Source organism: Roseospira marina (assembly GCF_014197855.1).
Classification (GTDB): Bacteria; Pseudomonadota; Alphaproteobacteria; order Rhodospirillales; family Rhodospirillaceae; genus Rhodospira; species Rhodospira marina.
In genome coordinates, this window is the sequence record NZ_JACIGJ010000003.1 from 68,413 (window position 1) to 93,561 (window position 25,149).

The 25,149-nt window shown below is 68.1% G+C and carries 22 protein-coding genes; 12 read left to right on the forward strand and 10 right to left on the reverse strand.

Annotated elements, in window-relative coordinates; translation table 11 throughout:
- Positions 1-198: 198 nt before the first annotated feature.
- From GGD82_RS04825 to GGD82_RS04870, 10 genes are all read left to right on the forward strand, one after another.
- Complete coding sequence (locus GGD82_RS04825; RefSeq protein WP_150061970.1) at positions 199-618, forward strand: OsmC family protein; 420 nt, start codon at positions 199-201, stop codon at positions 616-618.
- Positions 619-901: 283 nt separating this feature from the next.
- Entirely contained in the window at positions 902-1,198 is a 297-nt protein-coding gene (locus GGD82_RS04830) for an SCP2 sterol-binding domain-containing protein (RefSeq protein WP_150061969.1), read from the forward strand.
- Positions 1,199-1,353: 155 nt separating this feature from the next.
- Complete coding sequence (locus GGD82_RS04835) at positions 1,354-3,036, forward strand: long-chain-fatty-acid--CoA ligase (protein WP_150061968.1); 1,683 nt, start codon at positions 1,354-1,356, stop codon at positions 3,034-3,036.
- 121 nt (positions 3,037-3,157) lie between these two features.
- Positions 3,158-3,553: a MerR family transcriptional regulator gene (locus tag GGD82_RS04840; RefSeq protein WP_150061967.1), complete on the forward strand. Its 396-nt coding sequence runs from the start codon at positions 3,158-3,160 to the stop codon at positions 3,551-3,553.
- Between the two features lie 79 nt (positions 3,554-3,632).
- Positions 3,633-4,769 (forward strand): thiolase family protein, encoded by a 1,137-nt coding sequence (locus tag GGD82_RS04845; protein ID WP_150061966.1) that lies wholly within the window; start codon positions 3,633-3,635, stop codon positions 4,767-4,769.
- Positions 4,769-7,096, forward strand: a complete 2,328-nt coding sequence (locus tag GGD82_RS04850) for a 3-hydroxyacyl-CoA dehydrogenase/enoyl-CoA hydratase family protein (protein WP_150061965.1) — start codon at positions 4,769-4,771, stop codon at positions 7,094-7,096. Before GGD82_RS04845 ends, GGD82_RS04850 begins: the two co-directional genes overlap by 1 nt.
- Positions 7,097-7,125: 29 nt before the next feature.
- The gene (locus tag GGD82_RS04855; RefSeq protein WP_150061964.1) at positions 7,126-8,913 is read left to right on the forward strand and encodes an acyl-CoA dehydrogenase C-terminal domain-containing protein; all 1,788 of its coding nucleotides are present in this window, start codon (positions 7,126-7,128) and stop codon (positions 8,911-8,913) included.
- A gap of 22 nt (positions 8,914-8,935) precedes the next feature.
- On the forward strand, positions 8,936-9,463 hold the full coding sequence (locus GGD82_RS04860) for a thioesterase family protein (RefSeq protein WP_150061963.1): 528 nt from the start codon (positions 8,936-8,938) through the stop codon (positions 9,461-9,463).
- A gap of 27 nt (positions 9,464-9,490) precedes the next feature.
- Positions 9,491-10,324, forward strand: coding sequence for an SDR family oxidoreductase (locus tag GGD82_RS04865; protein WP_150061962.1), 834 nt, complete (start codon positions 9,491-9,493; stop codon positions 10,322-10,324).
- An 85-nt stretch (positions 10,325-10,409) separates the two neighbouring features.
- Positions 10,410-10,649 (forward strand): FmdB family zinc ribbon protein, encoded by a 240-nt coding sequence (locus GGD82_RS04870; protein WP_150061961.1) that lies wholly within the window; start codon positions 10,410-10,412, stop codon positions 10,647-10,649.
- 22 nt (positions 10,650-10,671) lie between these two features.
- Here GGD82_RS04870 and GGD82_RS04875 read toward each other — a convergent pair whose 3' ends face one another.
- Positions 10,672-11,208 carry a TlpA family protein disulfide reductase gene (locus GGD82_RS04875; RefSeq protein ID WP_150061960.1) on the reverse strand — a complete coding sequence of 179 codons (537 nt, stop codon included), beginning with the start codon at positions 11,206-11,208 and terminating at the stop codon, positions 10,672-10,674.
- A gap of 161 nt (positions 11,209-11,369) precedes the next feature.
- On the opposite strand from GGD82_RS04875, the gene GGD82_RS04880 reads away from it, so the two are divergent.
- Positions 11,370-11,711, forward strand: a complete 342-nt coding sequence (locus GGD82_RS04880; RefSeq protein ID WP_150061959.1) for a c-type cytochrome — start codon at positions 11,370-11,372, stop codon at positions 11,709-11,711.
- On the opposite strand, the gene GGD82_RS04885 is transcribed toward GGD82_RS04880, so the two are convergent.
- From GGD82_RS04885 to GGD82_RS04925, 9 genes are all read right to left on the reverse strand, one after another.
- Positions 11,684-12,274, reverse strand: a complete 591-nt coding sequence (locus GGD82_RS04885; protein WP_246163806.1) for a TlpA family protein disulfide reductase — start codon at positions 12,272-12,274, stop codon at positions 11,684-11,686. The genes GGD82_RS04880 and GGD82_RS04885 overlap by 28 nt on opposite strands.
- Positions 12,274-12,987 carry an ABC transporter ATP-binding protein gene (locus GGD82_RS04890; protein ID WP_211364741.1) on the reverse strand — a complete coding sequence of 238 codons (714 nt, stop codon included), beginning with the start codon at positions 12,985-12,987 and terminating at the stop codon, positions 12,274-12,276. The genes GGD82_RS04885 and GGD82_RS04890 overlap by 1 nt, the downstream gene beginning before the upstream one ends.
- A 4-nt stretch (positions 12,988-12,991) precedes the next feature.
- Entirely contained in the window at positions 12,992-14,194 is a 1,203-nt protein-coding gene (locus GGD82_RS04895; RefSeq protein WP_246163804.1) for an ABC transporter permease, read from the reverse strand.
- Complete coding sequence (locus GGD82_RS04900) at positions 14,181-15,515, reverse strand: ABC transporter permease (RefSeq protein WP_150061958.1); 1,335 nt, start codon at positions 15,513-15,515, stop codon at positions 14,181-14,183. Before GGD82_RS04900 ends, GGD82_RS04895 begins: the two co-directional genes overlap by 14 nt.
- A 3-nt stretch (positions 15,516-15,518) precedes the next feature.
- Complete coding sequence (locus GGD82_RS04905) at positions 15,519-17,015, reverse strand: Fe-S-containing protein (RefSeq protein WP_150061957.1); 1,497 nt, start codon at positions 17,013-17,015, stop codon at positions 15,519-15,521.
- 97 nt (positions 17,016-17,112) lie between these two features.
- Positions 17,113-17,637: an iron transporter gene (locus GGD82_RS04910; protein ID WP_150061956.1), complete on the reverse strand. Its 525-nt coding sequence runs from the start codon at positions 17,635-17,637 to the stop codon at positions 17,113-17,115.
- Between the two features lie 94 nt (positions 17,638-17,731).
- On the reverse strand, positions 17,732-19,702 hold the full coding sequence (locus GGD82_RS04915; protein WP_150061955.1) for an FTR1 family iron permease: 1,971 nt from the start codon (positions 19,700-19,702) through the stop codon (positions 17,732-17,734).
- Between the two features lie 247 nt (positions 19,703-19,949).
- Entirely contained in the window at positions 19,950-23,102 is a 3,153-nt protein-coding gene (locus GGD82_RS04920) for an efflux RND transporter permease subunit (RefSeq protein WP_150061954.1), read from the reverse strand.
- Positions 23,103-23,117: 15 nt separating this feature from the next.
- Positions 23,118-24,335, reverse strand: coding sequence for an efflux RND transporter periplasmic adaptor subunit (locus GGD82_RS04925; protein WP_150061953.1), 1,218 nt, complete (start codon positions 24,333-24,335; stop codon positions 23,118-23,120).
- 115 nt (positions 24,336-24,450) lie between these two features.
- On the opposite strand from GGD82_RS04925, the gene GGD82_RS04930 reads away from it, so the two are divergent.
- On the forward strand, positions 24,451-25,116 hold the full coding sequence (locus tag GGD82_RS04930; RefSeq protein ID WP_170284246.1) for a TetR/AcrR family transcriptional regulator: 666 nt from the start codon (positions 24,451-24,453) through the stop codon (positions 25,114-25,116).
- The last annotated feature ends 33 nt before the right edge of the window (positions 25,117-25,149 follow it).

Here is a 25,149-nt window from a genome sequence, read left to right on the forward strand (position 1 = left end):
GTTTCGGGACACAAACGTTAACAGGTTGTCCGTCTCCACTCCACCCCTTCGGTGGTTCGACGCCGGCCCGCCCCCATACCGCGCGCCGCCCCTGACACACGGCCGGGCCATGCCCACGTATGGGCGGAGCCGGGCCGACCGGGCCGTCGTTCGGAGTGATCGGCCCGGCTTCCACCAACCCCACACAGGAGGCCGATCATGCCGACACGCAGTGCCAAAGCCCGCTGGACGGGCGCGTTGAAAGACGGCGCGGGGACCCTGGAGACGGGCTCCGGCCTGATCTCCGGTTCTTACTCCTTTCCCAGCCGGTTCGAGAACGGAACGGGCACGACACCCGAGGAGCTGATCGCAGCCGCGCACGCGGGGTGTTACGCCATGGCATTCTCCGCCCTGCTGGGGGAGGCTGGCCACAATCCGGAGCACATCGACGCCGAGGCGCGGGTCACCCTGACGGAGGTGGATGGCAAGCCGACCATCACCAAGGTCCATCTGACGGTCAGCGGGTCGGTGCCAGGGCTCGACGCTGACGGGTTTCGCGAGCAGGCCGAAGTGGCCAAGGCCTTCTGCCCGGTGTCACGGGCGTTGGCGGGCGTCGAGATCACGCTAGAGGTCGCCTGATCCGCATATACGGCCGGTTGCCCTCGCCCCCCGCCCCGCCCCTCTCCGCGGGCGCGGGGACGCGGGGGCGCCGGCCCCGTTCGGTGAGTCTGGCGGCCCCCATCCCAGCGACCGAGGCGCCCAAGCCGAGGTACCGATATGGGCACCCGGGCGCGCGCCTCCCCTTCGCGCGCATTCCACCTTGCCAGGTCCCTCGGGTTGCGTCACGCTTCCGTTCACGATCGATCCATTCCGTTAACGTCAACGAGAAACACAAACCGCTGCTTTGTACAAAGGGGAACACATGGACACCGTGGAAGAGCGCCTTCGGGACGCCCTGCCGCGCCTGAACCGGCTCGGCTACATCGTTCGCTTCGCCGTATCCGACGACGACACCTGGATCGTCGACGGCCGGGCCACCACCGCCGAGCTGCTCCCCGACGACGACCGGGAAACGGCGTGTACCATCAAGATAACAAAGGACAATCTGTTCCGGCTGTTGGACGGGAAACTGGATCCGATGGTTGGCTACAGCCTGGGCAAGATCAAGGTCCTGGGCTCCAAGGGCGTGGCGATGAAACTGGTGTCCACCCTGTCCTGAGCCGCAACGCGCCGCCGGTCGCACCAGGACGGCCTCTCGTATTGATATTAACGCGAGCGTCTTCCTGTTGACGCGTACGTCAACTTCCGTCATCTATGGGACTCAGAAGGGCGCCGCACCCGAATGACGGCACCCACGGGAGGACGAGGCCCCTTATGGTCACGCTGTCGCACGCACCGTCTCCGGTCCCGTCGCTTGCGCCGGACCGGACGTTGAACACCCTTCTGGACGAGACGGTCGCCGCCGTCCCGGACAGCCCGGCCATCGACTTTCTGGGCAAGCGCCTCACCTACGCGGATCTCGGTCCGCTGGTCGATCGCGCCGCGCGCGGCTTCCAGGATCTTGGGGTTCGCAAGGGCACGCGCGTCGGTCTATGCCTGCCCAACACCCCCGTGCACGTCATCTGCTATTACGCCGTGCTGAAGGCGGGTGGCATCGTGGTGAACTTCAACCCGCTGTACGCGCCGCGCGAACTCAAGACCCAGATCGAGGACTCCGGCACCACGCTTATGGTGACCCTGGATCTGCGCCAGATCTATCCCAAGGTCGCGGCGCTGTTGGACGACACATGCCTGGAGCGGCTGGTGGTCTGCTCCATGAGCAACCTACTGCCGAGCATGAAGGGCCTTCTGTTCTCCGTGCTGAAGCGCTCAGAGATGGCCAGCGTTCCTGACGACCTGCGCCATGTTCCATTCGAGCGGCTGATCGCCAACGACGGCCGGGTACGGGCGGTGCCCCTCGACCCGGCGCAGGATCTGGCGGTGCTCCAGTACACCGGCGGCACCACCGGTACGCCCAAGGGTGCCATGCTGACCCACGCCGCCCTGGTGGCCAACACGGAGCAGTTGTTCTCCTGGATGCCGAACGCCCAGCCGGGCCGCGAGCGGATCCTGACGGTCCTGCCGCTGTTCCACGTCTTCGGCATGACGGTGGCCATGAACCTTGGTATCCGCCTGGGCGCCGAATTGATCCTGCTGCCGCGCTTCGAGTTGAAGCAGGTCATAAAGACCATCGCCCGCAAGGGTGCCACCCTGTTTCCCGGGGTGCCGACGATCTACACCGCCATCAACGGCGCCCTGGCCGGGGGCGGCGCTGATCTGTCCTCGCTGAAGGTGTGCATCTCCGGCGGCGCGCCGCTGCCCGGCGAGGTTCGGGCGCGGTTCGAAAGCCTGACGGGCTGCCGTCTGGTCGAGGGCTACGGCCTGTCCGAGACCGCGCCCGTGGCCACCTGCAACCCGCTCGACCGGGAGCCGCGCTCCGGCTCCATCGGCATCCCCGTGCCGGGCACGACGGTCGAGATCCGCGACCCGGACCACCCCGAGCGCCTCTTGGGCGTCGGCGAGAAGGGCGAGGTCTGCGTGCGCGGACCGCAGGTGATGACCGGCTACTGGAACCGCCCGGAGGACACGGCCCGCGTGTTCGTGGACGGCGCCCTGCGCACCGGCGACATCGGCTACTACGACGGGGACGGGTATTACTTCCTCGTGGATCGCATCAAGGACGTGATCCTGTGCGGCGGCTACAACGTCTATCCCCGCGTCATCGAAGAGGCGCTCTACCAGCACCCCGATATCTCCGAGGCGGTCGTGATCGGTGTGCCGGACGATTACCGGGGGCAGGCGCCCAAGGCCTTCGTCACGCTGCGCGACGGCGCCGGTGACGTGGACCCGGCCGCCCTGCGCGAGTTCCTGACCGAGCACCTCTCCCGGATCGAGATGCCCAAGGCCATAGAGATCCGCGACAGCCTGCCCAAGACCATGGTCGGCAAACTGTCGAAAAAGGAGCTGGTGGAGGAAGAGGCCCGCCTCGCCGCCGCCGTCGAAAGCCGGAGCGCCTGAGAGGTCATCATGGTCACGATCCCCCCCACGCTGGCCACGTTATATTGCGTCTGGACGGTGACGTTAGCGGAAGCTAGCTTCCGCAGACGTCACTTTGCTCCCCATCGCGCAACAGGCTGGCATGGACACGCTGTATTCAATCACGGACCTCGCCCGGGACCTGGACATCACGCCCCGGACCATCCGCCACTACGAGGACCAGGGCCTTCTGGCGCCGCAACGGGTCGGCACGACGCGGGTGTACTCCCACCGGGACCGGGCCCGGCTGATCCTGATCCTGCGGGGCAAGCGACTGGGCTTTTCGCTCAAGGACATCAAGGAATACCTCGATCTGTACGTGGTGGATACCTCGCAGGTCGAGCAGGTGCGCGTGCTGGTGACCAAGGTGCGCGACCGCATCGGGCAGCTCGAGGAGCAGCTCGACACCGTTCAGACCACGCTGAAGGAACTGCGCGACATCGAACGCATGAGCGTCAGCATGTTGGAGCAGAAAGGCGTGGACGTGCCCATGGCGTAGAGAGGGCGCTCCGCCCGACCCCGCATCCGCCCTCTTCGCCGGCATTCTCCTCCAACACCCCCTCGCTGGAGACACGTCGATGAAGAAGGTGGTTGTCGCCGGGTATGCGCGTTCGCCGTTCACCCTGGCGAAGAAGGGCGCGCTGGCCTCCGTGCGCGCCGACGATCTGGCCGCGCAGGTGGTCCGCGCCCTGGTGGAGCGGTCCCGCGTGGCCCCCGAGGATATCGAGGATCTGCTGCTCGGCTGCGCCTTCCCCGAAGGCGAGCAGGGCCTGAACCTCGCCCGCCTCGTAGGCCTGATGAGCGGGCTGCCCCAGTCGGTGGGCGCGGCCACGATCAACCGGTTCTGCGGCTCCTCCATGACCTCGGTCCACGTCGCGGCCGGCGCCATCGCGATGGGCGCGGGCGAGGCCTTCGTCTGCGCCGGTGTGGAGAACATGAGCCGCGTGCCCATGATGGGCTTCAACCCCCTGCCCCACCCGGACTTCGCCCAAGCGAACCCCGGCGCCTACATGGGCATGGGCGAGACCGCCGAGAACGTAGCGTCGCGCTGGTCCATTCCGCGCGACGAACAGGAGGCGTTCGCCCTGCGCTCCCAGGAGAAGGCGGCGGCGGCCCAGGCGGCGGGCAAGTTCGCGGATGAGATCGTCCCCATCACCGGCCGCAAGGGCACGGTCGAGACCGACGGCTGCCCGCGCCCCGACACCACGGCGGAGGGGTTGGCCAGCCTGAAGCCCTCCTTCGATGCCGAGGGCGTGGTAACGGCCGGCACCTCTTCCCCGCTGACGGATGGCGCGGCCGCCGTGTTGGTGTGCTCCGCCGACTATGCCGAGGCCAAGGGCCTGGATGTGCTGGCGGCGGTCAAATCGGTGTCCGTCTGTGGCTGCGACCCGACGATCATGGGCATCGGTCCGGTCGGCGCCACCCGCAAGGCGCTGGAACGCGCCGGACTCAACGCAGGCGATCTGGACGTGGTGGAGCTGAACGAGGCCTTCGCCAGCCAGTCCCTCGCCTGCCTGCGCGACCTGGGCCTGGACGAGGCCAAGGTGAACCTGGACGGCGGCGCCATCGCGCTCGGCCACCCGCTGGGCGCCACGGGCGCGCGCATCGTCGGCAAGGCCGCGAGCCTGCTGAAGCGCGAGGGCGGCCGCTACGCGCTCGCCACCCAGTGCATCGGCGGCGGCCAGGGCATCGCCACCATCCTGGAGGCCGTGTGATGACCGACATCAAGACCGTCGCCGTCCTCGGCGCGGGGGTGATGGGAGCCGGCATCGCCGCCCACGCCGCCAACGCCGGGGCGCGGGTGCTGCTGCTCGACATCGTGCCGAAGGGGGCCTCCAGCCGGAACGCGCTTGCCGAAGGCGCGGTGGCCCGCATGCTGAAGGCCGACCCCGCCCCCTTCATGGGCAAGGCCGCCGCCAAAAACATCACCTGCGGCAATCTGGAGGACGACCTAAGCGCACTGGCCGAGGCCGACTGGATCATCGAGGCGGTGATCGAGCGCCCGGACATCAAGCGCGCGCTGTATGAAAAGGTCGAGGCGGTGCGCAAGGACGGCAGCGTGGTGTCCTCCAACACCTCCACCCTACCGTTGGCGACGCTGATCGAGGGCTTGCCGGAGCGCTTCGCCCGCGACTTCCTGATCGCCCACTTCTTCAACCCGCCGCGCTACATGCGGCTGCTGGAACTGGTGACCGGACCGAAAACCCGGTCGGAGGCGGCGGCGTCCGTGGAGCACTTCGCCGACCATCACCTCGGCAAGAGCGTCGTGCACTGCAAGGACACGCCGAGCTTCATCGCCAACCGGCTGGGCGTGTTCTGGAGCCAGTCGGCGGTGGTGGAAGCGTTCGAGCGCGGCCTGGATATCGAGGACGTCGACGCTATCATCGGCCGTCCCATGGGCGTCCCCAAGACCGGCGTGTTCGGCCTGCTCGATCTGGTGGGCCTGGACCTGATCCCGCATGTGAACGCCAGTCTGGCGGACTCCCTTCCGAAGGGCGATCCGTTCCACACCATCAACCGCCCGGTGCCGCTGATCGGCGACCTGATCGCCGACGGCTACACCGGCCGCAAGGGTAAGGGCGGGTTCTACCGCCTCAACCGCGCCGGCGGCAGCAAGGTCAAGGAAGCCATCGATCTGACATCCGGTCTCTTCCGCCCCGCGCGCAAGGCCGACGTGCCGGCGGTGAAGGAGAGCGGCAAGGACCTGCGCGCCCTGCTCAGCCACGACAGCCCGCACGGCGCCTACGCCTGGGCGGTCATGGGACCGACGCTAGCCTATGCGGCCTCCCTAGTCGGGGTCGTGGCCGACGACATCGTCGCCATCGATGAGGCCATGCGCCTGGGCTACGCCTGGAAGCAAGGGCCGTTCGAGCTGATCGACCGCATCGGCGCCGACTGGCTGGCGGAGCGACTGGCGGCGGACGGCCACCCGGTGCCGGAGATCCTGAAGACCGCGGCCGGGCGCACGTTCTACCGCGTCGACGCGGGCCAGCTGGAATACCTCGGCCTCGACGGCGCCTATCACCCGGTGGAGCGGCCCGAGGGCGTCCTGCTGCTGGAGGACGTCAAGCGTGCCGCCAAACCGGTGCTGCGCAACGGCTCCGCCGCGCTGTGGGACATCGGCGATGGCGTGGCCTGCTTCGAATTCACCAGCAAGATGAATTCCATGGATCCGGACATCATGGATCTGTTGGGCAAAGCCATCCGCCGGGTGAAGAGAGACTTCAAGGCGCTGGTGATCCACAACGAGGGCACCAACTTCTCCGTCGGCGCCAACCTGGGCCTCGCCCTGTTCGCGGCCAACATCGCCGCCTGGAGCGAGATCGAAAGCCTGGTCGAGCAGGGGCAGGAGACCTATCGCGCCCTGCGCACCGCGCCCTTCCCGGTGGTGGCGGCCCCCTCCGGCATGGCGCTGGGCGGCGGCTGCGAGATCGTCTTGCATTGCGACGCCGTGCAGGCCCACGCCGAAACCTACATCGGGCTCGTCGAATGCGGCGTCGGGCTGGTGCCGGCCTGGGGCGGCTGCACCGAGATGCTGCACCGCTGGTCCACCCTGGGTCGCCTTCCCAAGGGACCGATGCCGGCGGCGGCCACAGTGTTCGAGACCATCAGCACCGCCACCGTCGCCAAGTCGGCGGCCGAGGCCAAGGAGCGGCTGTTCCTGCGCCCGCACGACGGCATCACCATGAACCGGGCCCGCCTGCTGGCCGACGCCAAGGCCCGGGCGCTGGCGATGGTGGAGGGGTACACCCCGCCGGGGCCGCGTGAGATCGTCCTGCCGGGACCGTCCGGCCGCACCGCCATGGGCATGGCCGTGCAGGGCTTCCGCAAGACGGGCAAGGCCACGCCCTACGATGAAATCGTGGCGGGCGCGCTGGCGGCGGTGCTCTCCGGCGGGGACGATGCCGATGTCCTGGCGCCGGTGGGCGAGGACACGCTGCTGGAGCTGGAACGCACGCACTTCATGCGCCTGGTGCGCACCCCCGGCACCCTGGCGCGGGTCGAGAGCATGCTGATGACCGGCAAGCCGCTGCGCAACTGATCCCCTCCATCACGACAGGAATCCCGACGATGGCCAGCTACACCGCGCCCCTGCGCGACATGCGCTTCGTCCTCTACGAGCTGATGGAGGGCGACCGCCTGACCGATCTGCCCGGGTACGAGGAGTTCACCCGCGACCTGATCGACCCGATCCTGGAAGAGGCCGGCAAGATCGCCGCCGAGGTGCTGCACCCCCTCAACCGCTCCGGCGATGAGGAGGGCTGTACCCTGGAGAACGGCGTGGTCCGGACCCCCACCGGCTTCCCGGAAGCCTATGCGCTGTTCCGGGAGGGCGGCTGGACCGCCCTGTCCTGCGATCCCGACTACGGCGGCCAAGGGGCCCCGCACATGGTCGATACGCTCATCAGCGAGATGATCTGTTCGGCCAACCTGTCCTTCGGCATGTATCCGGGGCTGTCGCACGGCGCCTATGCCGCCCTGCGCCACCACGGGACCCATGAGCTGAAGGACACGTTCCTGCCCAAGCTGGTCGACGGCACCTGGTCCGGCACCATGTGCCTGACCGAGCCCCAATGCGGCACCGACCTGGGCTTACTCCGCACCAAGGCGGACCCGCAGGACGACGGCAGCTATCGCCTGACCGGCACCAAGATCTTCATCTCCGCCGGTGAGCACGACCTGACGGAAAATATCGTCCATCTGGTGCTGGCCCGCCTGCCGGACGCGCCGAAGGGCATCAAGGGCATCAGCCTGTTCGTGGTGCCGAAGTATGTGCCGGACGACAATGGCGGCGTCGGCGCGCGCAACGGCGTGCAGTGCGCCAGCATCGAGCACAAAATGGGCATCAAGGCGTCCTCGACCTGCGTGCTCAACTTCGACGACGCCACCGGCTGGCTGGTGGGCGCGCCCCACAAGGGCATGCGCGCCATGTTCACCATGATGAACGCCGCCCGCCTGGCCGTGGGCGTTCAGGGCCTGGGACTGGCCGAGGCGTCCTATCAGGGCGCGGTCGAATACGCCCGCGAGCGGGTCCAGGGCCGTGCCCTTACAGGCGCGAAGGCGCCCGACAAGGCCGCCGATCCCATCCTGGTGCATCCGGACGTGCGGCGCATGCTGCTGACCCAGCGCGCCACCGTGGAGGGCTGCCGCGCGCTGGCGGCCTGGGTCGCCCGGGCGCTGGACGAGCAGACGCGCCACCCGGACCCGGTCCAACGGCAGGAGGCGGAGGACTTCGTCGCCCTGATGACCCCCATCGTCAAGGCGCTGCTGACCGACATGGGGTTCGAGACCACCAACCACGGTGTGCAGGTGTTCGGCGGTCATGGCTACATCCGCGAACACGGCATGGAGCAGTACGTGCGGGACGCCCGCATCGCACAGATCTACGAGGGCACCAACGGCATCCAGGCGCTTGATCTGGTCGGGCGCAAGCTGCCCGCCAACGCCGGCCGCTCCCTGCGGTTCTTCTTCCATCCGGTGTCGGCGTACATCGAGGCTAAAATGGAGGTCGACGCCCTGGCGCCCTTCGTGATGCCGCTGGCGAAGGCGTTCACCCGCCTGCAGCAGGCCACGGCGCAGGTCGCGCGCACCGGCATGGCCAACCCGGACGAGGCCGGGGCGGCGGCCAGCGATTACCTGCGCCTGTTCGGCCTGACCGCGCTGGCCTACCTGTGGACGCGCATGGCCGAGGTTGCCCTGCCCCACGTGGGCACCGACGATCCCGACGGCTTCTACGCCGCCAAGGTCGCCACCGCGCGGTTCTTCATGGAGCGCATGCTGCCGCAATCGGGTGCCCTGTTCTCGCAGGTCATGGCCGGCGGGGAGTCCATGATGGCGTTCGACGACGCGGCGTTCTGATCCACCGAACGGGGAGGCCGTCATGAACCTCTGGTTTCGCCTGCTCCGGGTTCTCCTGACCAGTATGGGACGGCGTCGGCTGGGGCTGACGGACGCCTCCACCCTCGAGTTCCGGGTCTGGCCCACGGACCTGGACTTCAACCTGCACATGACCAACGCCCGGTATCTGGCGTTGATGGACCTGGGGCGCATGGATCTGATCCTGCGCTCCGGCCTGTGGCGGGCGGTGCTGCGGGACACATGGGCGCCGGTGATCGGCGGCACCGTGGTGCGGTTCCGCCGGCCGTTGCGGGCGTTCCAGCCGGTGCGCCTGACCAGCCGCATGCTGTCCTGGGACGACCGCTGGATCTACATCGAGCACCGGCTGGAGTCCGGCGATCGGCTGGTCTGTCAGGCGGTGGTGCGCGGCGCCTTCGTCGCGGCGGAGGGAACCGTGGCGCCAGCGACGGTGGCGCGGGCGGCCGGCTATGTCGGCGCCGCCCCGGCCCTGCCCGCTTGGGTCGAGTCCTGGAAGGGCATGGACGACAGCCTGATCCTCACGGCGCCCTGACGCTTTTTCGAACGGAGACCGAACCCCATGGCCGATCTGCGCGGCAAGACCCTGTTCATCACCGGTGCCAGCCGGGGCATCGGGCTGGCCATCGCCCTGCGCGCCGCGCGGGACGGCGCCAACATCGTGGTGGCGGCCAAGACGACGGACGCGCATCCGAAGCTGCCGGGCACCATCCACACGGCGGCGGCGGCGATTGAGGCCGCCGGGGGCCGCGCCCTGCCCCTGGCCGTGGACATTCGCGACGACGCGGCGGTCGATGACGCGGCACAACAGGCGGCAGAGACCTTCGGCGGCATCGACATCGTGGTGAACAACGCCAGCGCCATCAGTCTCACCGGCACCGCCGAGACGCCCATGAAGCGGGTGGACCTGATGATGCAGGTGAACACGCGCGGCACCTACACCGTCACCCGCGCCTGCCTGCCCTGGCTGCGGACGGCCACGAACCCCCATATCCTGACGCTGTCACCGCCGCCGTCGCTGGACCCGGCGTGGTACGGCCCGCATGTGGCCTACACCATCGCCAAAATGGGCATGAGCCTGTGCGTGCTGGGCTGGGCGGAGGAATTCCGGGAGGCCGGCATCGCCGCCAACGCCCTCTGGCCGCGCACGGTCATTCACACCGCCGCCTTGGCCATGCTAGGCGACGCCGTGAAACCGGAGCACTGCCGCACGCCGGAGATCGTCGCCGACGCCGCCCATGCGATCCTGACCCGTCCGGCCCGGGACTGCACCGGGCGGTTCTTCCTCGACGAGGACGTGCTGGCGGAGGCGGGCGTCACGGACCTGACGCCCTACGCCGTCGATCCGTCGAAGCCCCTGCTGCCTGACCTGTTCCTTCCGGTCGAAGCGCCGTGACGGCCGGCGCGGATACCTTGTTCCCGGCCGCCCGGTCGCGCTACCCTGCAGCCGTTAGGGGTTTTCCAGTCCGGGACACGACGCGATGCCGATTTATGCCTATGAGTGTGCCCGCTGCGGCGAGGCGTTCGAAACCCTGGTGAGCAGCAGCAACACCGACGCGCCGGCCTGCCCCGCCTGCGGCGCGGCGGAGGTGAAGCGGTTGCTCTCGGCGCCGACCATCGGCGGTGGGGTGAAGGCCGCCACGCAGCGCGCCCGATCCGCCGCCGCCAAGGAAGGCCATTTTAGTAACTACAAAAAATCCGAACTGAAGGGGAAGCTGTAGGGGAACGCAGGGATCACCGCGCTCAGGACAGCAGGCCGTCCACGGCCGTCTTGATGGTGCCGGGCTTGCGGTTGCCGGCCAGACGGGCGCGGATCACTCCCTCCCGGTCGATCACGAAGGTGGTCGGGAACACGCCCACCTTGAACCGCGTCGCGGTCAGCGCCAGCGTATCCAACGTCATGCCGAACCGCATGCCGAAATCCGAGATCGCCCGGCGCACGGTGGGCGGGCTGCCGCCGACGTTGACGAGCAGCACCTCCACGCCCTGGTCCGCGTAGGCCTTGTGCAGTTCCACCAGCTCCGGCATTTCCGTCAGGCAGGGCGCGCAACCGCCGAGCCAGAACCCCAGCACCAGGATCTTGCCGCGATAGGCCTCCAGGCCGGCCGTTGCCGCGCCCTCCGGATCCTGCACCGCCTCCAGCGCAACGGAGGGCGGTCGCTTGCCTTCGGTCGCCCCGGTCACCAGCCCGCCATCCCCCGCGCCATCATCGCAGGCGGAGAGCGCCAGCAGAACCGCGCCCAGAACGGGCGCCACGCACAGGCGACGAAAACGACTCATGCCCTAACCTCCGTACCCATAAGTCTCCGCACCCACAGGGTCCACTCATCACAATGAAAAACGAATACTCTCAACCACAATAACAAAACAGAGCACGCAACCTTACAGTGGTCATATTACCCTTGACTCGAACCTCATATTCCGCTGATTTTTCCCTTATTATGACGCAGACACAAATCACTTCGTTCGCCCATCGGCATGTCGCCCTCCTAGCGGCGGCGATTGTCGTTCTCGCACTGACCGCACCCGCCCAGGCCCAGGACGCCACAGAGGGCGCGCGCCTCTACCGCGACACCTGCGCCGACTGCCATGGCCGTCAGGGTGAGGACAAGGCCCTGGGCCAGTCCCGCCCCCTGCGCACCCTGGACGCGGAGACGGTGCGGGAGACGCTGATCGCCCGCCGTGCCGATCCCCGCAGCATGCAGGACCGCATCAAGGCCGGCCTGACCGATCGCGAGGTGGAGGCCCTCGCCGCCTACGTCGCGGCGTTCCCGTCGCCCTGAGCGGGCGCCGCCTCGCCGTCCGCCGGCGCGTCGTTGAGAAGCGGTGCCAGCCGGTTCGTCAGATCCTGGTGGTTCATCGGGCCGTTGATCCGCTCCACCAGGCGGCCCTCGGCGTCCACCAAGAACGAGGTCGGCGCCGCCAGCACGTTGTAGCGGGTGGTGGTGATCTTCAGCGGATCGGCCAGCATCGGGAACGTGACGTCGATGCGCCGGATCGCCTTGCGCACCGCGTCCTCCGACTGGCCCATGTTGATGGCCAGGATCTCCAGCCCCTCATGCTTGTGGGCCTGATAGTAGCGGTCGAAGTCCGGCAGTTCGGCCAGGCACGGGCCGCACTCCGCCAGCCAGAAGTTCACCAGAACCACCTTGCCCCGCAGGTCCTCCAGCCGGACCACGTCGCCGGCCAGAGTGGTCGCCACGAGTTCGGGCGCGGCCGAGCCGGTCGCCTCCTGGTTCGCGGCCTCCTTGCGGTCCTCGCAGCCGCCCAGGGCCGTGACGGCGAGCATCCCGGCCAGCAGGGCGCCGCCAAATCCTCCGAAAGACGCGGACGTTCGTATACCCATCACACCGCCCTCCCGTGCTGGAGCCGCAGGATGGAGTCGGCGCGGGCGCCAAGCTCCGGATTGTGGGTGACCAGAACAATGGTCCGGCCCTCGTGACGCAGGCTGTCCAACAGGTCCATGACGCGCGCCTCGTTGTCCGCGTCCAGGTTGCCGGTGGGCTCATCGGCCAGGATCAGCGCCGGCGCGTTGATGAGCGCGCGGGCGATGCAGACCCGCTGCTGCTCCCCGCCCGAAAGCTGGGACGGCAGATGGTCGGCGCGGTGACCCATGCCCACGCGCTCCAGCGCCGCGAAGGCCTCGTCCCGGTCGGCGATGGAGTGGTAATGCTGCGCCAGCATCACGTTCTCGACCGCCGACAGATAGGGGATCAGGTGGAAGGTCTGGAACACCAGCCCCACCTTCTCGCGGCGGATGACGACGCGGTCGGCCTCGGACAGGGTCGCGGTCTCGATGCCGTCCAGGCGGCAGGACCCCGACGTCGGCGCGTCCAGCAGCGACAGGATGTTGAGCAGCGTCGTCTTGCCGGAGCCGGACGGCCCCATGATGGCCAGGAAGTCACCCTGGCGCACCGTGAAGGTCACGTCCACCAGCGCCTCGACGGTGCCGAAGCGGCGGCCGAGGCCCTCGGCCCCGATCACCTCGCGGCGCGCGTCCGGCGTCGCGTCAGCCGCGTCGCGGGTGCGGGCCACGGCGAGTTGGTCCATGGGCGCCATGGGATCAGTCTCCTCTCAGCACTTGGGCGGGGACGACGCGCACGGCGCCGCGCACGGGCAGAATGGCGGCCAGCAGGGCGGCGCCCAGACACAGGCCCAACGTCAGCGGCACGACCACGGGCCGGAAGCCGACCCAGGCGTGGAACACCGCCTGCCCCAGCCCCTGGGCCAGCACGAAGCCCAGAGCAAGACCCAGGGTCCCGGCGATCAGGGCAATCACGGCGGTCTCCGTCAGCACCTGGCCGACGATGCTGCGGTTGCTGGCGCCGATGGCCTTTTGCAGGCCGATCTGGGGCGTGCGTTCGGCAACCATTGCCGTCAGGGTCGCGTTCACGCACAGCGTGGTGATGACCAGGATGATGCCGGCCACCAGGGCCATCAGGCCGTCGATGCGGTCCAGCACCTCGCCATCGTTCTGCGAGACCTTGCGGATGGGCCGGACATCCAGCGCCGGGACCTGCTTCATGACCTCGGCGGCCAGGGCATCCGCCTCCGGCCCCTGCGCCACGAGGCTGGCCATGGCCAGATCCGCCTGCCCCGGCCGGTTGAGCAGCCGCTGGGCCAGCGACAGATTGACGAAGATCTGGTCGTCCTCCGCCTCCCCGGTCTCGACGATGCCCTTGATCGTGACCTCGGCCGGCGCGGTGCCGGCGTCCGCGCGCAAGGGCACGGTGTCGCCCAACTCCAACCCCAGGGAGTCCGCGAGGCGACGGCCCACCATGGCGTTGCGCTCGTCGAAGTCGGCGGTGACCCAGCCCCCCTCGACCTGCCAATAGGGCGAGATGGCGCGCAGGCCCTGCATGTTGGCGCCGACCAGCACCGCCGTGCCCTGCGGAAGGCGCACCATGCCATACAGGAAGGGCGTGCTGCCCAGCCGCCGGTCGGCGGGCAGAACGTCCAGCGCCGCTTGCACGGTGGCGATATCCACCCCGCGCACGGCCACATCCTCGTCCTCGCTGGCGTGCGGGGTCAGGATCATGTTGGGACCGTAGGCGCGCAGCTCCTCGCTCATCTTGCGGGAGATGTCGAGGTACAGCGACGTCAGCGCCGAAATGACCGCAGCGCCCACCAGGATCGCGCCCACGGCCACGCCGATCCGGCTGCCCTGCGCGGTCAGCGCGCGCAGGATCAGACGGGCCGCCATGCGCAGGCGGGCGGCCGAGAACCGCGATGGCCGAGACGACACGACAGACTCAGGCGCGGCCATGGAGCACCTCCACCGGATGCAGGCGGGTGATGGTGCGCGCCGGCAGGATGGAGCCCACCAGCACGGTCAGGACGGAGATCACCAACACGATGGGAATGGTAATCAGCGGCATGTCCACGCCGCTGCCGAACACACCCCAACCGACCGCCTGGGCCACGCCCCAGCCACACAGAACCCCGAATGCGCCACCGATCAGACCAACCAACCCGGCCTCACCGAGGAACAGGGCGTGGATCTCCCAGCCGGCGGCCCCCAGCGCCTTCATGAGACCGATCTCGCGGGCGCGTTCCAGGATCGTCGTGTTCATCAGCGCGGAGACGCCCATGGCGGCGGCCGCCACGGCGGCGAGGCTCACCACCAGAAGCAGCGTCTGAATACGGCCGATCACGGCGCCCTCGCCCGCCGCCACCTGCCATACCGGTCGGGCGGCGGCGTTCACGATCGCCTCCTCGATCTGGTGCGCGATGGAACTGACGTAGGCGGAGCAGTACCAGGAATCGTATTGCTCGGCGGTCAGATCGCCGGTGTCGCGGCGTGCCTTGCTGGACAGTTCGTTCTCCGGGATGGTCAGGGCGCTGACATCCACCGCCTGCACCCGCCCGGCCAGACCGGTCAGCGCCTGGGCCAGTGCCAGCGGGGCCACGATGGCGTTGTCCTCCGGCCCACCGGTGCGCAACACGCCGGAGACGGTGACAGAGCGCGGATCGGCCGTCACCCCCTCGCCGCGCGGCGCCAGGGTCAGGCGGTCCCCGGCGGCCACACCCAGGCGCTCGGCCAGGGCGGCCCCGACCAGAACGGTCTCGACCTGTGCGGCCGTATCGTCGGGGTCCGGTTCCGTCGGCCACGCGCCCGCGACCTCCCAGAACGGGTTGATGGTCCGCACGCCGGTCCGGTACTGGGCATCATCCGGCAGGGGCACGCGCTGATCGAAGTAGGTGCCGATCACCGACGCCTTGCCCGCCCCGTCGCGCCCGCCGACCTGAACGGTCACCGGCGCGGTCAGGCGCGGCGCCAGCCCGACGATGTTGTTGCGCCAAAAGATGTCCTTGATTTTCCAGAGGTCGGACTCGGCCAGCGTTTCCTTGTCCTTCAGCGGGTTGTAGTCCACGCCACCGACCACAAGGCTCATGGTCTCGCTCTTGGGCGTCACGCGGATGTTGGAGCCGTAGGACTTCATCTCCCGCGCCATCTTGTCGCCGACATCCACCGACAGCGCGAACAGCGTGGTGACCAGCGTGGCCGACAGCGCCACGGTCAGTGCGGCCAGGGCCTTGCGGCGCCGGCCCTCGAACAACGATTGCCACAGCATGCGCAGCAGCATGAATCAGCCCTCCGTGCTCTGATGGCCCTGGATGCGCAGGTACCGGGCTTCGTCCTCCCCGGTGTACGCCTCCGGATCGGCCCGGAAGGTCTCGTAGGAGTCTTCGCTGCCGAAGAAGTAGGTGCGGCCGCCGTAGTCGTACTGGTACGGCGCCTTCAGGTTGATGACGGTCTCGCCCGTCACGGGGTCCGTCGCCTCGACCTCGACCACCTCGGAGAAGTAGCGGGCTCCCTTCTCCAGCGCCGCGCGGGTGATGACGATGGTGTCGTCCTCCACCGTATGGTCAAGCGGGATCGGGTTGCAGCCGCCGGCCTTGCCGATGGTCGGGCGGAAGATGCGGACGTTGCAGGCGATGCAGATGATCTCATCGCCCTTCTGGATGTAGCCGTCGTCGCCGCAGATCATGCAGGCGTCGTAGACCACGCCGATGTAGGCGTGCTCCGGGTCATAGCGGTTGATGAGGAAGAAGCGGACCCGGTGCCCGTCCGACGCGATGTAGGCGTAGCGGTGCAGCGTCCCGTCCTTCACGGCGTCGATGGGGATCCGCAGCTCGCCCGCCGCGTCCATCTCGACGGGCTCCGCCGGGGACAGCGAAGGCGGCAGCGAGGCATAGAGGTCCTGATAGCTGATGGTCACCAACAGCAGCGCCCCGACGGCGGCCACGGCGGTACGCCACTGGCGGTGCCCGACGGCCCGGGCGCGATGGCGGCGATGCGCCACGCGCTCCGCCGAGGACGCAGCGGCCGGCACGGCCGGCACACGCGGGCGGCGCAGGAACGCTACCAGCACCAGCGCGCCGACGAGCGCGAGATCCATATAGACGACCCAGGGGTCGAGCATCGTCACCTTGGCGACATACGAAATGCGCCCGGAGGTGACGGTCACCATGTCCAGGCGCAGCAGCCCTAGCAGGGCGGAGGCCGACCCGGTCAGCACCTCGGCGACCAGCACCACGGCCAGGGCCAGCCCGGCGGCCAGACGTCCGGCGGTCAGCGCGACGCGCCAGGTGACCGCCGCGAGCAGCGCGACCAGGGCGGCACCGACGATCAGACCGGCGCAATTGACGATCAGTTCGGTGTTGATGACGTCGGTCGCGGTCAGGCTGCGGTCCATGCTCCAGGCCCAGGCCTCGAACACGCCGCGCGCCGCCAGCACCCCGACGAGCAACAGGCCGACCCCGGTCAGAAGCGGCGCGCCCAGCCGCCGCGTTCCGGCGCTCAGGGCCAAGGCGAGCAAGGTCAACGCGCCCACCCCGAACGCCACACTGTGCAGAAGCGTGCTGATTTCGGTCTCGCTGGCCTGAAGCGCAGCAACGAGCGCGGCCAGCGCCCCGAGGATCAACCCAACCCCCACCATCAACAGCGTGCCGCCATGTCGGGCGACGGCGCGCCCGCCGGAGATCCCGCCAGTTGGCGCGCTCGATGCCGCCGCCGGTAACAGCGCCACGACCAGTGCCAAGGGCACAAGAGCGTGCGCGAGGGTGGTGATGAAAAAGGTCATGCGACCCGGTCCTTGAAGCGAGGCCTGCGGAACGCCCGAACGGTCCCCGCGTCACGCAACGCGGAGACCGCCCGGCCGGAATGTCGTGCGTCGACGATCAGTCGAGCGGCACGTACTGGAAGTCGTAGTCCACGTCGAAGGCCTGGAACCACTGGCCCACGCCACTCGCCTCGTCGGTGTGGCGACCGAAGCCCTGACGGGCCGGCGACTCGATGTGGTAGCTGAGCGCATAGTTGCCCGCGCCCGGCATCTTGATGTTGGCGCCGTAGTGCGGTCCGTCGACGGCGACCATCGGCATCAGGTTGCCGCTCTGGGTCTTGCCGGTGTCCAGGTTTTCCAGACGGTAGGACACGGTCAGGTACGGCACCCACTCGCCGGCGCCGAAGCCGTTGGGGTTGCCCTGCGCGGCGTGGATATCGGCCTCCAGGTGGATGTCGGCCTGGGACGCCGGCAGATCAATGCCGCGCGGCTCCATATCGATCGGTTTCAGGTAGACAGCCGCCACCTCAAGGGTGTTGATGGTCTGAGCCTCGCCGATCGGGAATTCCTTGAACTCCTCAGCGGCGAAGGCGCTGCTGGCGGTCAACGCCAAAGCGGAGGCCATAAGGGTCAGTCGCTTCATCGGTCTCTCTCTCCTTAGACGGATTCGGGGTCGGTGGTTGGTGTCGGCGCGGCCGGCGGTTCGGGCCGGTCGGGGCCGGGCGGCGGTCACCCGCCTAGCCCCGGCCGGACTCCGGTGCGGACGCGCCGGAGACGGTCGCTGCCTTGGCGGGACGCTGGCGGGAGACGACCACCAGCGCCACCAGGGCCGCGACCACCAGGGCGACCTGCGGCAGCAGGCTTTCCCAGTACGGATAGACGCCAAGGGCGGGCACTTCCGGCACCCAGGAGATCAGGGTCGGGGACAGCACCTTGCCCTCGACCAGTTCCATGATGCCCTTGCCGGCAAAGACGAAGGCCATGGCGTACAGCAGCGCGCCGGTGACCCGGAAGAAGGGCCGGATGGGAAGACGCAGCGCGCCGGCCCGCATGGCCCAATAGACGAAGCCCAGCGCCACGCAGCCGACCAGGAACCCGCCCGCCACGCCGGCCAGCCCGGTGGCGTCGGCGTCGGTGGTCAGGGCCTGGAAGAACAGCACGGTCTCCGCACCTTCCCGGTACACCGCCAGGAAGCTGGTGAACCACAGCGCCTTCATGGAGCCGGAGGACAGCGAGCCCTGGACCTTGTCCTTGATGTAGGCGGACCACTTCGCGGCCTCGGCTTTGGACACCAGCCAGTAGCTCATGGTGAACAGGATGATGGCGGCCAGCAGCATGGTGGCGCCTTCCAGCACCTCCTGGCTGGCGGCGGAGGCCTGGAACACCAGCTTCAGCAACACGGCCGTCACCACGCTGGCCAGCAGGGCCACGACCACGCTGTTGACGATCACACCCTGTTTGTCGCGGTGCCCGGTCTTGACCAGATAGGCCATGATCGCGGTGACGATCAGGATCGCCTCGAAGCCCTCGCGCAGGATGATGAGCAGCGCGTAGCCGAACAGCGCCAGCCAACCGCTGCCGCTGCCCGTGGGGTCCAGCAGGGTCACGGCGTCGTCGAGATCGGCACGCATGGCCTCGGCCTCCGCGGCCATGGCGTCGGTCGAGGCCCCGGCGCGCGCCAGGGCCATCAGCTTGCTGAAATGCCCCTCCAACGTGGCCTTGAACGCCGGGTCGCGTGCGCCGATGCGGCCTTCCATGCCGCTGGCCTCGAACACGTCGAAGTAGGTGTCCTGAAGCAGGCTGATGGCGCTGTTGACCTCCCCGGCCCCCGCCCGGGTGATGGCCTCGTCCACGGCCGCGTTCACCTGATCGGCCACGGCCGCCCAATCGATCTGCGGCTCCGGCATCGCCTCGGCCCGTTCCTTGGCGGCACCGACCAGCGGCAAGCCCGGAAGCTGCGACGTCATCTCCTCGGCCATCACCCGGGCGGACCCCCGGATCAGACGCGCCTCGCGGCCGTCCTCGACCAGCCCGAGGATGCGGGTAAACTCCGCGTTGTAGGCGATGTCCTGGCGCTGCGAGACGTGGCGGCGGATGGCGGTTTCCAGCAGGCTGTTCTTGTAGCCCTCGAACTGCGCCTGCTGGATCAGGCGCTTTGCTTCCTCCGGATCGCCGGCGTCCAGGGCATCGGCGGCGGCGTTGAGGTCCGCGCGGATGCTGGCGACCGCCTGCTCCCAATAGGGCTCGACTGTCTGCGGCAGAGCCGGAGCCTCGGGCGCGGGCGTCGACGCGGTCTCGTCCGTATCGCCGACGGTGGGTTCGGCCCGCAGAACGAAACCCTCCTCCAGCGTCGGCACCAGCGCGTCCAACGCGGCCACGTGGTCATCGATCCGGCGCGTCACCTGCTCCACCGGCGCGCCGTCGATGATGAGCTGGCGGATATCGCCGAACTCCGCCTCAAGCTCATAGCTGCGCTGGGCTGAGACGTTGACCCGGATCGGTCCTTCCAGGTTCTCGAACAGCTCGAAATAGGATCGCTGCACGGCCGTCTTGGCGGCCTCCACGTCCCCGCTGGCGTAGGCGTCCCGGGCCTCTTCCAGCAGGACGTCGATGCGGTCGACGAGACTGCGGTAATCGGGCGCATCCGCCGCAACCACAGGCCCAGCCAAGCCGAGAACACACAAGAAGATAACGGTGAGCATGCGCATGGATCGCGCCTCTTGCCTCAGTTGGACCTCGAACCGTCATTCCAGCATCCGGGCACTTGGCCCCACGTTTTGTGCGGAGAAACGGGCAGAGAGCGGAAATTACATGAAACTCATTCTCAAAGTCAATGCGAACGACAAGATTTATGGGGACGTTACGAAATGAGCAACGAGGCGGACCGCAACGCGAAACGGGGGCCCGTCTTTCGACGAAGGCCCCCGCTCGCAACAACCGTAACGATGCGCGTCCTCAGGATGGTGGCGACTCGGACGATGCAGGAGCAGCCTCTTTCTGTTCCCCCCGCCGCGACAGCCGCCGGATGACCACGTAGAACAGCGGCACAAGCAGCACGCCCAGGATGGTGGCCGCCAGGGTTCCGCCCAGCACGCCGGAGCCGATGGCATTCCGCCCCGAGGCACCGGCGCCCGAACTCAACACCAGCGGCGTGACACCCAGACCGAAGGCCATGGAGGTCATGATGATCGGGCGGAAACGCTGCCGCGCCGCTTCGATCACCGCCGGCAGCAACGGCTCACCCAGATCATCCTGTCGGTGGCGCGCAAACTCAACGATCAGAATGGCGTTCTTGCCGGTCAAACCGATGGTGGTCAGCAGCCCGACCTGGAAGAACACGTCGTTCGCGAAGCCGCCGACGTGCGCCGCGACCAGGGCGCCCAGCACGCCGATCGGCATCGCCAACATGACCGCTGCCGGAATGGCCCAGCTTTCGTACAGCGCGGCCAGCGACAGGAACACGGCGGAAAGCGATAGGCCGTAGAGCAACGGCGCCTTGCCGCCGGTTTGCTGTTCTTCGAGGGACAGACCGGTCCAGGACAGATCGAACCCGGGCGGGAGCTTTTCGGCGAGCCGTTCCATCTCCGCCATGGCCTCGCCGGTGGTCACCCCCGGAACCGGGCTGCCCTGAAGCTGCATGGCCGGCACACCGTTGTAGCGGTAGAGCCCTTGCGGGCCGTACTCCCATGAGCCTTCGGCGAAGTTGGAGAACGGCACCAAGCCCCCGCTGGCATTGCGCACCCGCCACCGTTCGATGTCCCCGGGGACGCGGCGCGCCTCGGCCTCGCCCTGCACGTAAACGCGCTTGATTCGGCCGCGGTTCAGGAAGTCGTTGACATAGTTTCCGGCCCAGGCCGTGGACAGCAGATCGGCCACGTCCTCGGCGGTGACGCCCATGGCCCCCGCCTTCCGCCAGTCTATCTCCAGGTTGAACTGCGGCGCGTCCTCCACCCCGTTGGGTCGGATGGAGGCGATCATGGCGTTCTGCGACGCCAGGCCCATCAACTGGTTGCGCGCCGCCACCAGTTCGTCGTGCGTCTGACCGCCCCGCGCCTGAAGGTAAAAGTCGAAGCCAGAGACGTTGCCCAGTTCGATCACCGACGGCGGCACGATCGGGAACACCATGGCGTCCTGGATCTGGCTGAAGGCCCCATAAGCACGGCCGGCCAACGCCTGGACGCTGAGCGATGGATCGTCGCGGACCTCCCAGTCCTTCAGCCGAACGAAGGCGATGCCCATGTTCTGACCCTGACCGGCGAAGCTGAAGCCGCCCACCGTGATCAGGGATTTGACGGCGTCGGACTCCTCGTTCAGGAAATAGTCTTCGATGTCCTCAAGCACCTCCGACGTCCGTTCGGCCGTCGCCCCGGGGGGACCCTGAACCAGGACGAACAGGATGCCCTGATCCTCATCCGGCAGGAACCCGGTGGGGGTCTTGGTGAACAGGAACCCCATGGCGCCGACCAGCACCAGATAGATCAGACCGACACGCAGCGGGCGGCGGACCACGCCGGACACCGTCCAGCCGTAGCCGCCGGTCAACCGGTTGAAGGCGCTGTTGAACCAAGCCAGCGGGCCACGCTGCTTCTTCTCTTCCTTGGGCGGCCGCAGCAGGGTCGCGCACAAAGCCGGCGAGAGGGTCAGGGCGACCACCACGGACAGGGCCATGGCCGAGACGATGGTGATCGAGAACTGGCGGTAAATCACGCCCGTGGAGCCGCCGAAGAAGGCCATCGGCACGAACACCGCGGACAGCACCAAGGCGATGCCCACCAGCGCGCCCGAGATCTGCCCCATGGACTTGCGGGCGGCCTCGCGCGGGCTCAGCCCCTCCTCCTCCATGATGCGCTCGACGTTCTCCACCACGACGATGGCGTCGTCCACGAGCAGGCCGATGGCCAGCACCATCGCCAGCATGGTCAGGGTGTTGATGGTGAAGCCGGCCGCGGCGAGCACGCCAAAGGTGCCCAGAAGCACCACGGGCACGGCCAGGGTCGGAATCAGTGTGGCCCGGATGTTCCCCAGGAAGAGGAGCATCACGAAGAACACGAGGACAATCGCCTCGAACAGGGTGTGCACCACCTCCTCGATCGAGATCTCGACGAAGGGCGTGGTGTCGTAGGGAAGAACGTAGGACACGCCTTCCGGGAAGAACTCCGACAGCTCGTCCATGCGCGCCAACGCGCGCTCGGCCGTATCGAGCGCGTTGGCACCGCTGGCCAGCCGCAACGCCATAGCGGCCGCGGGCTGGCCATTGTAACGGGCGAAGGTCCGGTAGCTCTCCGCGCCGATCTCAACCCGAGCGACATCCTTTAGTAAAACGAGCCCGCCGTCCGTTTCAGCCCGGACGACGATCTGTTCGAAGTCGGTGGGGGTCCGCAACAGGGACTGCGCGTTGATGGTGGCGTTGAGCTGCTGCCCGTCCACCGTCGGCCGCGAGCCGAACTGGCCGGCCGAGATCTGCGCATTCTGGGCCGACACGGCCGCAACCACATCCGACGTCGCCAGTTCGAACGCCGCCAGCTTGGACGGGTCAAGCCAAATGCGCATGGCGTAGGACGAGCCGAACAGCTGCACCTCGCCAATGCCTTCCACGCGGCTGATCTCGTCCGTCACGTTCGACGCCAGATAGTCCGCCAGATCGACCTGCTCCAGGGCGTTCTCGCCCGTCCGCTCCGAAATCAGGGCGATCACCATCAGGAAGCTGGCCGCCGATTTCCGGACGGTCACACCCTGGCGCTGCACCTCAACCGGCAACAGGGGCTGCGCCTGGGAGAGTTTGTTCTGCACCTGCACCTGGGCGATATCGGGGTCAGTGCCCGTCTCGAACGTCAGCGTGATGGAGGCGGAGCCCGACGCATTGGACTCGGCTTCCATGTAGCGCAGGCCGTCCAGACCGGTCATCTGCTGCTCGATCACCTGCGTGACCGTGTTTTCGATGGTTTCGGCCGACGCCCCAGGATAGGTGGCGGAAATGCTCACCGCGGGCGGTGCGATCTGTGGGTACTGCGAGATCGCCAGCGACAGGACCGACAGAACGCCGATGCCCATGATCATGATGGCGATCACCCAGGCAAAGACCGGACGATCGATAAAAAAGCGAGCCATACGTCCGACTCCCGATCAGGGCTGGGCTGGGGCGGACGAATCGTCAGCCGCTGATTCATCCGAGGACCCGTCGGATGGTTGTTCCGCCGCGGACGCATCCGAGGATTCGGCGGCTTGCTCTTCCGGCGCCACCGTCGCGCCGGGGCTTACTTTCTGCAGGCCGGCCACGATGATGCGGTCGCCGTCGTTCAGGCCGCCGCCCACAATCCAGTCGGAGCCCCGGTCTTCCACGATGTCCAGAACGCGCTCTTCCACCACATTGTCCGCGTTGACGACCATGGCGACCGGCCGGCCGCGGCGGTCATACGAGACGCCCCGCTGCGGGGCCAGAACCACGTCCTCCACGATCCCCTGCGGCATCAGAACGCGCACATACATGCCCGGCAGAAGAAGGTGGTCCGGGTTGGGAAACTCCAACCGCAGCGTAACGACCCCGGTCTGCTCGTTGACGTAAGGCTCGGCCGCTTCCAGTGAGCCGGTGGCCTCGTAGCGGGAGCCGTCGGCGAGGATCAGGGACACCGCGTGCGGCTTTTCCTTCAGGCGGGCCGACATCAGACCGCGCCGCCAGGCGAGGATTTCCGCCGCCGACTGGGTCACATCGACCTGCACCTGGTCGATGGCGCGGATGATGGCGAGCGCCTGCGCCTGACCGTTGGTGACCAGTGCGCCCTGGGTGGTCAGGGAGCGGCCGATCACACCGTCGATCGGCGCCTTTATCGTGGTGCGTTCCAACTGGATTTCGGCCGATTTCAGGTCGGCCTGTGCGACCTGAACGGCGGCTTCGGCTTCGTCGCGGGCGGCGACGGCCTCGTCGTAGGTCCGCACGCTGGCAACACGCTGTTTGACCAGATCGGCCTGCCGGTTGGCATCGCGCTCGGCCGCCTTCAGCGTGGCCTGCGCCTGCGTCACCTGGGCCGTAGCGGCCGCCACCCGGGCTTCATAGGTGGCCGGATCGATCAGATACAGGGGCTGCCCGACCGTGACCTCCGAGCCTTCCTCGAACAGGCGTTCCATGATAATGCCGTCGACCTGCGGTCGCACCTCCGCCGTGCGCGACGCGACCACACGCCCCGGCAGATCGGCGGTCAGTGTGACGTCTTGAGCTTTGAGCGTGACCACGGTCACCGCCTGCGGCGGCTGTTCCCCTTGCGGGGCCTGAGCGCGCGCACCCGTGACGGTGACAAACAAGAGCAGGATCGCCACAGCGATCGGGCTGTGTCTGAACTGTGTCATGAGATTCTCCGGATGCGGGCCGTGTCTCGGCAAACCGCCCAATTTGGAAACTTGATGGTTTCGTAAATACGCCTTACGCTTCGCGGTTTCAAGCCGGATGGTGGAGCGAACGGATATGACCAATGGCGAGGGGGCCACCACAGCGCCGTCTGGCCGACGAGGCCGGCCTCCACTGGATCCCGAGACGCGCGAGGCCCGGATCTTCGACGCGCTGGAGCAAGTCGTGTCGGAGGACGGCCTGCGCATGACCACGATGTCCCGAATCGCGCGTGCCGCCGGGATGTCGAAACGCACCTTGTATACTCTATATGTTGGGCGCGATGCGCTGTTTGAGGCCTGGGTCCGCCGGGTGCGGGCCTCTTTTGTCCGCCCCCTGCCGGCGGAAGCGCGCACCCTGCCCCTGGCCGAGCGCCTGCGCGTCCTGCTCTGGCACGAGGCCCGGCATTGCCTGTCCGACCGACGGCTCGCCGTTCTGCGCGCCATGATCGCCGAAGCCCCCGGCCACCCCGATCTGGCCCGGGCGTTCTGCCGCGAGGGTTTCCTGGCGGTGCGGGGGATCGTCGCCGACGAACTGCGCTTGGCCGCCCAGGCCGGCGATATTATGATCGGCGATGCGGACACCGCCGCCACGATCCTGGTGGACATGGTCTACCAGAGCCCGCTCGACCGCCTGCTGAATCCCGACGCGACATATCCAGACACGGAACACACCGACCAACGGCTGTCGATGGCCATCGCGATTTTCCTGCAGGGCACGATCCCGGACGCCCATCCGCAGTGAAACCGCCGGCAACGGTGGCCTGGTCTTTCCTTG